We start from the raw sequence: 12,299 nt of genomic DNA, 5'->3' as shown, positions 1-12,299 counted from the left end.
TTTAAATAATATATGTAAGAGAAGGGAGTGCGTTAGCGTGAGCAATCGGAGAAGAGGGTTTTCACACGAGAGAGACTTGGTTTACAAGTTGTGGTCATATGGTCTAGCTGTCGTTCGAGCTCCTGCTAGCGGTTCAAAAGCGAGGAGGATTCTATACCCCGATATAGTCGCCGTGTATCAGGGGAAAGTCGTAGCTATTGAAGCAAAAACTATTAGAAAGGAAAGGTCAATTTACGTCAGACCAGAACAGGTTGAAAAACTTTTGGAATTTAAGCGGCGAGCGGGTGGAGAGGCTTTCATTGCGATTAAAATAGTGGGGACAGGAGAGTGGAGGTTTGTGAGGATTGAAAATTTACAAGAAAGACCGTTTAAGATAACAAAAGACATGATTGCTAAGGCTCTTAAACTCGAGGACTTGATTTCTTTAGTTAAAGGTGTGAAAAGTCTAAAGGACTTCTTTTAAATTATTCATCCCGTGAACAAGAATCATGAGACCATAGATAACATTTGACGACTAAGCCACAGTATGCTGGAATGGAAACGTTTTAATAATCGCTGAATAGTAACCTAAGAAGCGTTTGAGACATCAAAGAGATCAGAAAATCGTAGTACTATCAGGGTAATAACCATGAGGATTTTAGTAACTGGTGGTGCAGGATTCATCGGACATAATATTTCACTTTACCTGATCAACAAAGGATACGAGGTACTAGTACTGGACACTCTTGAAAGGGCAAGTCCAATGGGTTTAGAGAGGCTGAAGGAGAAAAACATCCCGATAATTAAGGCAGATGTAAGATTTTATGAAAATTATAGCGATATTGATGTGGTGGTTCATGCGGCAGCTTATGTTGACGTCGAAGAGAGTGTTAGAGAACCGCACAAATATTTCGACGTCAATACGATGGGAACTAGCAAAGTAGGGTTAGAGTGCTCGAAAAAAGGGGTTAAACTGATATACCTGAGCTCGGCGGCGGTTTACGGGGATCCCGTTAAAATACCTATTACTGAAGCGGACCCTATTGATCCTAAATCACCGTACGGTTTAAGTAAGTATATGGGGGAGCAAATTATAAGAATGTATGGAAGGCTGTACGGACTGAAATACTCTATCCTACGTTTATTCAATGTGTATGGGCCCGGCCAGAGAATGGAGCACGCTGGAGTTGTCTCAAGATTCGTTTTGAATGCGATTCGAGGAGAGCCTTTTATTGTTTATGGGGACGGTACTCAAACAAGGGATTTCATCCACGTATTCGATGTCGCTAGAATCGTTGAAAAAATGATTTCTCAAGATGTCTTTTCAAACGAGATTTATAATGTTGGCACTGGTCAACCGATTAGCATTCTTGACCTCACAGGCGTTATATCTAGGATTATTGGTAAGGATCTGGTCGTTATACATAAACCTAGGAGAAAGGGGGACATATTACATAGCGTGGCAGATATTTCTAAATTGAAACACATGATCTCTTTCGAACCCGCTATCCACATTGAAGAAGGTATTAAATTGCTGATCGAGGAATACAGGTCTTCGAGCACATAATCTTTCACCCCTTTAAAATAGTATAACATGACTTTTGCGCGTAGTCAATTTTTTGAATAAAATGAGAGATCTATGAATCCCGCATTCTTAGCTCATAAGATATGATGCTTAATCTGTCCACCTCCAAATTCACCACCTGAGGTTCCCAAACCAGTACTCCTTCCAGTTGATACGGGTTGCACCAAGCCTTTCACCAACATCATGGTCCTCTAGAATCCCATGCCCCTATCTCATTTTAATGAAAGCTAGATATTCTGCAAAAACAAGCGGGTCTGTTAAAGGTTTACGTAGCCAGCGGCAATTTAATCGTCAAATCAGAGGTTACGGTTGCATTAAACATTGGTGTTATAATTGGATTTGAGCATTATTATTTATGTATATTCTGTAGGTGGGTTGATGAACGAAATTGAGGATTTCGTACTGCTAGGGACAGGATCAAGAGTTTTCTATCGTTGCCTACTGCCAGATTCGAAATTTGACATATTAATTATAGGTTCGCATGGTTTGACAGCTCACAGTGGAGTCTACCTCCCAGTTGGAGAGGTCTTTGCTAAAAGCGGCATTGCTTTCTGCATGCATGATCAGAGGGGTCATGGAAGAACGGCTAGCGTGGACGATAAGGGCTATGTAAACTCGTTCCTTGACTATGTATCAGATCTCGAAAAATTCGCGGACTACATCAAATGGAGGATAGGTGGAAAGAAAATAATTTATTGGGGCCACAGCATGGGAGGATTAATAGTTCTCCTTGCCAGCATTTTCGCGAAAGACGACGTGGACGCAGTAATAGCGCTGGCGCCTGCTCTGGAAATACCGCTAAAAACTTCTCACAGGATAGTTCTTAAGATGTTGTCAAAAATAAGTCCGCGCTACAAGCTGAAATTACGTGATCATAACCCCCAGAAACAGGAAACTTTCGAAAAAATAAAGGACCCTCATTTAATTCTATCCGCGGTTACGGCCAAACTAATCAACGAGATGATTACAGCTGCTTCGCTATTTTGGAGGAACACAGAAAACACATCGGTACCCGTCTTGATTATTCACGGCGAGAAAGATAACGTTATCCCGGTCGAAGCTTCTAAGAAGGCTTTTGAGAAAATAAAATCTCCCTATAAGAAACTCCTTATATATTCCAACTTTGGTCACAACTTGTTTCTCGAACCCGGAGGGGAGAAAATCTTAGAGGATATTCTCAAATGGATTCAAAACCTCTCAAGCGATAAAATTTAAAGGCATGAAAAAAACTGAGTTATTTTGTACTTACCATAGTGAGATTATATGAGAATACTTGCTAACATACGAGTGATTCCGATAGGAACATGCTCGTCCAGCATAGGCGACCATGTAAAAAAGGCCGTTGAAGTTTTAAGAAATCATGGGATTAATTACGTTGTAACCCCCTTTAGTACCGCTTTCGAAATTGAAAGCTTAGATAAATTAGCAGAAATTACGGGAGAGATTATCAACATATTGAAGGGCGAGGGCGTGAATAGGGTCGCCATTGATATTTCGCTAGACCTTCGATTCGACAAGGAAATCAGCTTGGACTATAAAGTCAAACGAGTCGTCAATTCATGATTATTTTCGAGCCTTTTTGATCAATCTACCTACATATCAGCTAGTTCTTTAAATACTCTGAACTAGAGAGTCTAGATAGATTTAATAAACTACCTATGCGATAAATACGGTCAGGGTTTATAATGAGCTTAAAATCCCTCAGCAATGAGATAGCTCAAATAGTTGAAAACGTCAAGCCTTCTGTAGTTACGGTTTCAACTCTCATAGAGCACCCGTTAAGCGTGTTTGGCTTTGAACCAGTGAAGGGGTTCGGATCTGGTTTCGTATTCTCACGGAAGTACGTGGTTACTAACGCTCATGTAGTTAAAAACGCGGCCAGAGTAACCATAAGCTTTATAGACGGCTATGTAACAAGAGCCGAGGTACTTGCTGTCGACACTGCCAAGGATTTAGCTCTCCTAGGAACAGATGAGCACGTCTCCCCCTTGAAAATGGGGGATTCGGGTAAGTTGAGGGTAGGCGAGATAGTTTTCGCCATTGGCTCGCCTTTAGGAATGTTTCAGCATACAGTCACGATGGGTGTTGTCAGCGCGTTGGGCAGGACAATAGTCGGCGAGAACATAATTCTCGAGGACTTGATTCAAACTGATGCAGCTATAAATCCTGGTAATAGCGGGGGACCGCTTATCAATCTAGAGGGCGAGGCAGTCGGAGTGACAACGGCGATAATTCCTTTCGCTCAGGGCCTGGGGTTTGCAATACCTATTAACACGGTAAAGAGGTTTATTGCCATGATAGAGAAGTATGGAAGACCGGTAAGAGCGTGGATTGGGGTTTACGTCGCTCCTTTAAATCCCACCATTGCCTCTCTTTACAGGTTGCCAGTTAAAGAAGGCTTGCTCGTCGTGAAGAGCATACCTGGCACTCCAGCATATATGGAAGGAGTTAGGGAGGGAGATGTCATACTAGAAGCAAATGGGAAACGCGTTGGGAAAACAAGCGATTTGCGTGAAATCGTGGAGGAGAGCATTGAACAAGGATATGTTACTCTTCTAGTCCAAAGAGGTTCAAGCAAGCACCTAGTCGACGTTGAGATACTGACTCAGGCTTCCGACTAAAATTTTCAACGTTTTTGTTCAATAAGACCAAGAGTAGTAAAGCTTCATATCATCAGGGCATTTACACATATCTCCATCCTATACCTCTTATTCTCGCCTAAGCGAAAATAAAAGAAACGTTTTTAACTTTATCTATCGTTATGATACATACGTCTATATACTAGAAGGTGATGAATAATGAGTAACGAGCTTGTATTCCAGATTAAGCTTGGGAAACGGCCATTATTGTTGCTCGTAGGAGCCGTCTTAGGTCTTATAGTAGGGGTCACGGTTGGAGAACCCATTAAAAACATAGCATTCCTGGGAGACATTTATGTCTCCTTACTAAAGTTTATTGTTGGACCGCTAGTGTTTTTATGTATAGCTTGGGCTACTATGAGCATGAGAGATCTCCTGAAACTAGGTAAGATATTCCTTGGATTCCTTCCATATTGGTTGGTTACGGGACTGGCATCTGTTGGCACAGCATATGCAATAGGAATAATGCTGAAGCCCGGCGAAGGAGTGCAATTACCAGGTAGCGGAAACGTTAACCCGGTATCCTTAACGATTGTTGATTACTTGAGGAACATCATTCCTTCGAATTTCGTTGACATGTTTCTCAATTTGCGAATGCTTCAAATAATATTCACGGCGATCCTTATTGGCATCGCAGTTGGTATGATTGGACGAACTAACCCACAAGTTAAAGAGTTCTTGACAAGACTGTTCGAATCCCTCCTTTCGGTGGTCTACAAGCTGTTAGACTTTATATTGTGGTATGGACCCATAGGTGTGTTTGCATTAATGGCAAATGTTGCAGCCATCGTAGGAGTCATAGCTGTAGGAGCATTCGCGAAATTGGTATTAGCTTTTTACGTTAGCGGCTTAATCGTTCTATTGGTAGTCCAGCCTCTCATCATGATTTTAGTCGCTAGGCTAAACCCACTACGGTTTTGGAAGAAGTATTATCCAGCAATGATCACGGCTTTTTCAACGGCCAGTAGTAATGCAACGCTACCCGTTACAATAAACTCAGCTACCGAAGCAGGAGTGTCAAGAGAAGTTGCGACCCTGATACTTCCCGTGGCAGCCACAATCAACATGCAAGGAGCATGCGCGACTATTACGTTATTCACTTTATTCGCTCTTCAAGCACTTGGAATCCCCTTAGGATTTGGAGAAGTTCTAACTCTTGTTGTCTTAGGCCTCCTCGGTGCAACCGCGGCAGCAGGAGTACCGGGGGGTGCAGCGATAGTTGCTGTTGCAACAGCGACCGCTCTGGGTATTCCGGTTGAAGCCGCAGGGTGGATGGTTGGAGTACACCCAGCGGTAGATCCATTTGAAACCATGCTAAACGTGATTGGTGACCCGTTGGGAGCCACTATAGTCTCAAAATATATCACTAAGGATTTCAATGAAGATAAGTGGAGAGAATAATCGCACTGAAAAAAAAATAAAAAAGTAAATGTGATTTAATCATCACTTTTTCTTCTTTTTCTCTTCTTTCTTTTCCTCCTTCTTAGGTTGTTGTGGTTGGCTCATGATTATCCCTTCCAATCTATTTGACTAATACATAATTATGTAAAAGGCTCATTTTAAAAACTTAATAATTGTTTTCAAGTATTTTCAATATTTCAGGTCATTTTTCATGAAGGTTAAGTAAATCAAAGGATGGCGTGACAAATCCTACTACTTTCCTTTCAGTATTGATAGATAAGATAATAGTAACTAATGAATGTAGAATTCCTAGTTCACGGCATTACGGGAAGAAACATTCTTATTCGTCTCTACCGCGCTTAGAAGGATTAATGAATCGTAAAGATGCCAGATTGTATCCTAGATTACTCTAGACCTTGACCTTTATTGTTACCTGAAAATCTCCATGTCTTAAAAGATTCCATTAAGAGTTTACACCCACGATAATGAAAACTCTCAATGAAGTCGAGTGCTTTAAACGAATAACAACATCGTTTCTCACCAACAGTTGGATTTTTAAAAAGAAGTAGCTTTTCATGAAAATATTTTAACTCTTTAGTAAATACAATAAAACGGTGTATTCGATGAATAATCTTAATTTAAGCCAAAGGCTAGAAAAAATGAACCTAAGGGAAAAGGAATATTCGGAGATGTTATTGAGAACTGTCGAGAAGTTCCGACACCCTGTTTTAGCGGCATTGTTTACAGCAGTAGCTCTCGACTCTCTTAAACATTCTCGAATGTATGAGTCCCTAGTAAAGCTTATTAAAACTGAACCACCATTCCTTACTGAAGAAGAGTATAGAGAGATTTCGGAATCAATAGAACACCACATCAAGACTGAGGCCGATATGATAAGACAAACCCAGGAACTAATTGAACAAGCCTCAGACTCGAGATGCAAGTTGATTCTTGAAGCAATATATAAGGATGAAATAACCCATCACCAGTTATTAACTATGATTAAAGAAAAGCTAGCAAAAAAGGAATTGCTTAGCGAAGAGGTATTATGGGACTCGATCTGGAAAGAAAGCCCATGGCACGGGACCCCAGGAGGGTAAATCTATTTGATTTATTTGAAAATGAGAATCCCGTAAACTTTTCACATAATAACTATAATTTCACAGTGTTTATCTGTCTCGCGAGTTTCTAGTAAAAAGCTTTAAACATTTCGTAATATATTTTATAACGGTGTTTTCTTGTACGAAGATGTTAAATCAAAGATCGTTGAAGCAATGAAATATATGGAGGAAAAGAGCCTTAATCACGGGAGGTCAGGGAATATCAGCGTTAAAGTAAGTGATGATAAGATTCTTATTACTCCGAGCGGAGTTGTAAAATCGAGAATGAAGGTGGAGGATATTCTCGTCGTTTCCCCGAATGGTGAGATATTGGAGGGAACACTTTTCCCTACGGTTGAAATGCCCATGCATTTAGCAATTTATAAAGAGTTTAAACATGTGGGCGCTGTTGTGCACGCCCACGGATTGTATTCTAGTGTTTTAGCCGTTTCAAGAGAGTCTTTACCACCGATTATCGAAGAAATGATCATGTACACCGGAGGGGATGTCAGAGTTGCCGAGTATGCTCCATTCGGAAGCGAAAGGTTGGCTAAGAATGTTGTTGAGGCTTTAAGAGATAGGAGCGCAGTCTTGCTTGCTAATCATGGTGTAGTAGCTTGTGGAAAAACCTTGGAGCAGGCCTTAGAGGTGTTAACACTCGTTGAACGTGTTTCACAGATTTATATATTGGCTAAAATCATGGGACGCGTCAACGTTTTACCCGATGATGTAGTAGAGTCTCAGAGAGCGATATTCCTTAGAAGGATTTACGAATCAAAGTAAAGCGTTTTTGAACTCAAAACTTACTATTGGAGACTTGCATGGCTTTTAAAAACTTTCCCCTTTTAATAAGCAGAAGAAATCCCTATTTAGCAAGTATTCTCAATATGGTTGCTTTGAGATTTAGTTCTATATTAGAATTTAACGTCAAAATATTACAATAAGAAGGTTTATGAGGAAGTTCAATGGATCAATGTTTTTGGTTTCAGACTATTCGGATTTTGATAGGAATGTTGTATTTCTCCTCGAGCCTCCTAAGTTTTTTCACTCTCTTATTGTACGTCTTTAACAAGTTCCTACTGATTATTACTATAATGGAATTATCTTCTATCGTTACTTCGGCCTCCGGGAGAGTTTTCTTCACGTTTTCAATAATGTTATCCATTAGACTTGGTTTTCCTCTCAGCTTTTTGACTGGAACTACAACGGTTTGTTCTCCGAAGGTGTAAATCTCGTACTCGAGTTCTCCGGTGAGGAAATCTCTAACTTCAATCACTGGTCTGGATAACTCGGCTTCCTTCAACCCTGTTGGAAGCTTCACCGTCATTTTTACATCATAAACCTTATCAACTACTCCATTCTTAATGAAGATCACTGTATCGATTATGGAAGGTATCATGCCCAGTTCGACTCTTCCAATAAACCTTTGAACCGCATCTATCGGGGTTGTCGCGTGAACCACTCCTATCATTCCTATTCCCGCAAGCCTCAGGTCTGCGAACAGCTTGAAATCCTCGTCATATCTCATCTCATCGAAAACAGTGTAGTCCGGTCTCGACAATAACAAAATATCGTGAAGTTCGCCCATGTTAGCGTAGTTTTTACTGTATTGTGTTATATTGGGCGGCAGGATCATGTCTCTAGGAGATTCGACGGTTTTTACTACCTTGCCCTGTCTCATGTAGTACTCGGCTAAGGCTTGTGCAAAAGTAGTCTTACCCATGCCTGGTGCTCCAGCTATTAGTATTCCTTCGGCCCTCTCCCCAAGTCTCTTGACAAGTTCCGCTGGTAAATTATAGTCTTCAAGCTTCAACTTCTTAACAGGCTTTACAGCAGTGATCTCCCATCCATCGCTCAAAGGAGGTCTCGTTATAACAATCCTATACTCTCCAAGCTGTATGATCGTCGAGCCAACTCTATCAATTTCTATGAACGCGTCACTCCTCCTCCTAGACTCCTCAATAATCTCATTAGCCATTTTCTCAATATCTTCCTTCGAAAGCGGAGTTTTTGACAAAATAGAATAAATCCACTCCCCGGGTTTACCTTTTTTCGCTAAAGGTTCGACCCCTTCTTTCAAGTGAACACTCATAGTGTCCTCGTCGAAATACTTCTCAAATTCTAGCTTAATCTTTTCTCTAGGAGCAACATACAATACTTCGAGTCCGTAAGCTTGGGAAATTCTGTAGTGTATGGGATCTCCAGTGACTAAAACCGCCCCAAGACTCCTAGCAAGCTCCCTTATGCTGTAATTTACCTCGCTCACCCACTCTTCTTCGGATAAACCAAACCTTGGTCGTTCTCCAACGAATTCAAGGGTGATTAGACCTTTTTCATAGAGGCTTCTCAGTCTCCTTACCTCCTCTAAGCCAGTCATACCCACGGCCTTTCCTTGAGAAGCTAGATGTTCGAAAATTGTGATCAAACCCTTGTGAACTAGAATTTTCCCAATGATTTTTCCTTCCTCAATCATTCTAACCAGGATACCTTGGACAATCCCCGAGTAGTCTGGGATATATACCTTCTCCTCTACTAGTTTGAAACTCAAACCGAACACCGTATCTTCAGAATACGTTAAGGTTTACCGTCACTTTTTAAGCTATCTTATTGATACCATTCCTAGCGGGTGAAAAGTATTGAAGATTGAAACTACAATCATATTCTTGCTCATAGGGGTGGCTTTCATCGCAACCACTTTCTTGCTACAGAGAGTGGAGTCTGCTCCACCCATTCCTCTCATGCAACAAAGGGAGAAGCCAATTCCTCAAAATTTACCATGGTATCCGATGTTGATCTTCGGAGATAATAGGAACAGTAATGTTTACTCGGCTTATCCTCCGCCCATATTCTACTACTTTGTCGGCGAGATGGACGCGTTGAACCTCTTAGCTACAATAGGATTGGGGGATCATGTTGGATATGGGTACGAGTCTCAGTATGCAGTTTTTTATGAAATAATGAATTCGACGAGATTGGAAAACCTTTGGTTCCTACTAGGGAACCACGAACTAGTGTACAATCCAACTCTCTGTAGAAACTATTGGAGACAATATATTGGACCCGAGTATTCAATAATAGACGCCATTCCAGGTTGGAGATTAGCTCTGCTCGACACTGAGAGCGATATCTATTCTTGGAACAACCAGCTTGACCAGGCAGTAGCCGACTTGAATGGGCGTAAAATAATCCTGTTGATGCATAGGCCGGTCTACCCCTTAGTAAATCATAATATTCAAGCAGATAAGAACGCCTCCATACACCAGTGGGCGAGCATCCACGGTTGGCCACCTCTTGTCATCCAAGCTCACTGGCACGGTTGGGCTTACTACCGATTCAATGAAACAGACTGGATAATTTCCGGCGGTGCTGGAGCACCATTATACAGTGCTTCAAACTGCCAGGAAGGAGCTGTGTGTGTTTCCAAGTACCAGTATATGTGGTTAATACTGTATCCGAATCAGACCTACGAGTTCGCCCCCGTAATGATAGAGAATGGGGCACTAGAAGTTTCGATCTTCAACGCAACGGCATACATTGTGGTTAATAGTAAATTAGACGTTTATGGAAATCCCGTTGAACTACCTATAAGAATAAGGTACACAGTAGGAGGCGTAGACGTTTACATAGTAGCCAGGCTGCCTCCTAATTCCACCATCATGTTCAACATTAACCCTACCGATAATTACCGAGTTGAAACCAACGCTACTGATTTCTACGTCTACTTTACGACCGGTGACCCATATAATGCAACAGTGCTTTATCCAAGCGACAATCTAGCATTAGCTCATTACGGGATCGAGGGAGAGATATCCTTATACGAACCCATATCTTTAACATCTCCAACCCCTACCACAACTACAACCACTACAACAACGAAAACCACTACGTCGGCTACTTCTCAGACTACGACTACCACAAGTGCAACTGCAACGTCTACGACTACGACAACAAGTATTGAGACAACGTCCCCAACTACAACAACCACTGTCACTACCACCTTTAATTCTGAAACAACTACAACGTCGATAACAACCTTGACCACTACAACAAGTACGACCAGTGAGCCCACAACTTACACACCCACTCAGACAACCATTGAGTATCACACGCCACCTTCAAAAGTGAACGAAGGACTTAAAACAGAGTTGTTACTTATAATGGGACTAGTCATCGTTGGCATAGGAGTTGGCGTGTTAGCGATTTTGAAAAAACACTAAACTATCTTCTTAGATGCCTTCTCTAAGAACATTTCGACATAGTCTTTTACGTCAGGTCCTTCAATTATTTTCAACCTAAATTCTACCCTAACAACCGGTTTATTTATCCTAATCAACCTGGTGATATCTGAAGGAGTCCCCAAGACGACCGTGTCCACCGGAGCCTTATTTATCGTTTCCTCCAACTCTTTCAATTGATCTGGCCTGTATCCAGTGCTTGGAAGAACCGGTCCCATGTGCGGGTATTCCTCGAACATTTTCTTGAAGAAGTTTGTAGCGAATGGCCTGGGATCGACTGGTTCGCCACCATATTTCACTGCTGCGACGTAGCCTGCCGCATACCTAGCACCGCCATGCGTGACTGTTGGAGAGTCTTCAACCACGAGTACTTTCTTTCCAGATATCAAGTCGGGCTTGTCGACAACTACTTCGCTCTCCGCAACACTTATAAGAGCATCCTTGTTCCTTGAAGATATGTTTTCCTTTATTTTCAAAATTGCCCCGGGTTTAGCCTGGTCCGCTTTATTAATTATTACTCCATCAGCCATTCTCAAATTGATTTCCCCTGGAAATGATGATACTTCTATCCCGGGTCTCATGGCATCAGCAACCGTGACCATGAAGTCCGGCTTATAGAAGGGCCAGTCGTTATTTCCTCCATCCCAAAGTATTATATCATTCTCCATCTCCATAATCCTCAGTATCTTCCCGTAATCAACACCCGCGTACACGGAAAAACCTATTTTCAAGTAATGCTCATACTCTTCTCTCTCCTCTATCGTCGCCTCATACTTGTCCAGGTCGCTGAAATCGTGAAAAACTTGAACGGCAGACTTTTCTAAATCACCATACGGCATCGGGTGTCTAACTACGCCTACCTTGAGACCTCTCTTTCTCATTTCAAGAGCGAACTCTCTAGAAACCATGCTTTTGCCAGCACCAGTTTTTACCCCCGTAACAGCGATGACTGGCTTAATGCTTTCCAGCATCGTATCCATTGGTCCCAGAATCTTGAACGATAATCCTGCACCCACCACTCTGGAAACAATTCCACCTAGTTCCTCATAAGTCAAATCGCTGAAAGAGAGAACTGCCTCTTCAACTCCATGGGTCTTTGAAATATTCTCTAAATAATTCATGCTCAAGATGGGTATTCCATCTGGATATCGGGGTCCAGCGAGACTTGGTGGATATCTTCTCCCACTTATTCCTGGAATTTGGGTTTGGAGAAAAGCCACGACCTCATAGTCTGGGTTATCTCTATAGAACGTGTTAAAATTGTGGAAGTCTCTTCCACTAGCACCTAAGATCACTATTTTTCTCGGCATGCCTAACACCAGTAATTATTGATTAAGGACTCCATTAAAAATATGTTTCG

The 12,299-nt window shown here is 41.7% G+C and carries 11 protein-coding genes; 9 read left to right on the top strand and 2 right to left on the bottom strand.

The features are described from left to right. Positions 1 to 37: 37 nt before the first annotated feature. The 8 genes from hjc (at position 38) to QXH45_03190 (ending at position 7,487) form a co-directional block, all read left to right on the top strand. Positions 38 to 463 carry a Holliday junction resolvase Hjc gene (gene hjc / locus QXH45_03225; protein MEM2078255.1) on the top strand — a complete coding sequence of 142 codons (426 nt, stop codon included), beginning with the start codon at positions 38 to 40 and terminating at the stop codon, positions 461 to 463. Between the two features lie 165 nt (positions 464 to 628). Beyond that, a complete protein-coding gene (locus QXH45_03220; protein MEM2078254.1) occupies positions 629 to 1,546 on the top strand; it encodes an NAD-dependent epimerase/dehydratase family protein in 918 nt (305 codons plus the stop codon). Positions 1,547 to 1,942: 396 nt separating this feature from the next. Further along, positions 1,943 to 2,779: an alpha/beta hydrolase gene (locus tag QXH45_03215; protein ID MEM2078253.1), complete on the top strand. Its 837-nt coding sequence runs from the start codon at positions 1,943 to 1,945 to the stop codon at positions 2,777 to 2,779. Positions 2,780 to 2,827: 48 nt separating this feature from the next. Beyond that, entirely contained in the window at positions 2,828 to 3,127 is a 300-nt protein-coding gene (locus tag QXH45_03210) for an MTH1187 family thiamine-binding protein (GenBank protein MEM2078252.1), read from the top strand. A gap of 122 nt (positions 3,128 to 3,249) precedes the next feature. Beyond that, positions 3,250 to 4,185: a trypsin-like peptidase domain-containing protein gene (locus QXH45_03205; GenBank protein MEM2078251.1), complete on the top strand. Its 936-nt coding sequence runs from the start codon at positions 3,250 to 3,252 to the stop codon at positions 4,183 to 4,185. A gap of 177 nt (positions 4,186 to 4,362) precedes the next feature. Further along, complete coding sequence (locus tag QXH45_03200) at positions 4,363 to 5,604, top strand: dicarboxylate/amino acid:cation symporter (protein ID MEM2078250.1); 1,242 nt, start codon at positions 4,363 to 4,365, stop codon at positions 5,602 to 5,604. A 623-nt stretch (positions 5,605 to 6,227) separates the two neighbouring features. After that, complete coding sequence (locus tag QXH45_03195) at positions 6,228 to 6,704, top strand: ferritin-like domain-containing protein (GenBank protein ID MEM2078249.1); 477 nt, start codon at positions 6,228 to 6,230, stop codon at positions 6,702 to 6,704. A gap of 138 nt (positions 6,705 to 6,842) precedes the next feature. After that, a complete protein-coding gene (locus QXH45_03190; protein MEM2078248.1) occupies positions 6,843 to 7,487 on the top strand; it encodes a class II aldolase/adducin family protein in 645 nt (214 codons plus the stop codon). Positions 7,488 to 7,689: 202 nt separating this feature from the next. On the opposite strand, the gene QXH45_03185 is transcribed toward QXH45_03190, so the two are convergent. Further along, positions 7,690 to 9,252 carry a PINc/VapC family ATPase gene (locus QXH45_03185; protein MEM2078247.1) on the bottom strand — a complete coding sequence of 521 codons (1,563 nt, stop codon included), beginning with the start codon at positions 9,250 to 9,252 and terminating at the stop codon, positions 7,690 to 7,692. An 88-nt stretch (positions 9,253 to 9,340) separates the two neighbouring features. Here QXH45_03185 and QXH45_03180 point away from each other — a divergent pair, with 88 nt between their 5' ends. Continuing rightward, positions 9,341 to 10,921: a metallophosphoesterase gene (locus tag QXH45_03180; protein ID MEM2078246.1), complete on the top strand. Its 1,581-nt coding sequence runs from the start codon at positions 9,341 to 9,343 to the stop codon at positions 10,919 to 10,921. Here QXH45_03180 and QXH45_03175 read toward each other — a convergent pair. Next, complete coding sequence (locus QXH45_03175; protein ID MEM2078245.1) at positions 10,918 to 12,249, bottom strand: cyclic 2,3-diphosphoglycerate synthase; 1,332 nt, start codon at positions 12,247 to 12,249, stop codon at positions 10,918 to 10,920. The two genes, QXH45_03180 and QXH45_03175, sit on opposite strands and share 4 nt — an antisense overlap. Positions 12,250 to 12,299: the final 50 nt, after the last annotated feature.

The sequence above is a fragment of the Thermosphaera sp. genome (assembly GCA_038827615.1).
In the GTDB taxonomy this organism is placed as follows: domain Archaea; phylum Thermoproteota; class Thermoprotei_A; order Sulfolobales; family Desulfurococcaceae; genus Thermosphaera.
Note: the sequence above shows the minus strand (reverse complement) of the source record. Positions and strands in the feature narration are given on the sequence as shown.

Bases quoted from the DNA above. Each gene is read 5' to 3' on its own strand.
- QXH45_03175 (MEM2078245.1), bottom strand. From the start codon at position 12,249: ATGCCGAGAAAAATAGTGATCTTAGGTGCTAGTGGAAGAGACTTCCAC.
- QXH45_03195 (MEM2078249.1), top strand. From the start codon at position 6,228: ATGAATAATCTTAATTTAAGCCAAAGGCTAGAAAAAATGAACCTAAGG.
- QXH45_03210 (MEM2078252.1), top strand. From the start codon at position 2,828: ATGAGAATACTTGCTAACATACGAGTGATTCCGATAGGAACATGCTCG.
- QXH45_03200 (MEM2078250.1), top strand. From the start codon at position 4,363: ATGAGTAACGAGCTTGTATTCCAGATTAAGCTTGGGAAACGGCCATTA.
- QXH45_03220 (MEM2078254.1), top strand. From the start codon at position 629: ATGAGGATTTTAGTAACTGGTGGTGCAGGATTCATCGGACATAATATT.
- QXH45_03205 (MEM2078251.1), top strand. From the start codon at position 3,250: ATGAGCTTAAAATCCCTCAGCAATGAGATAGCTCAAATAGTTGAAAAC.
- QXH45_03215 (MEM2078253.1), top strand. From the start codon at position 1,943: ATGAACGAAATTGAGGATTTCGTACTGCTAGGGACAGGATCAAGAGTT.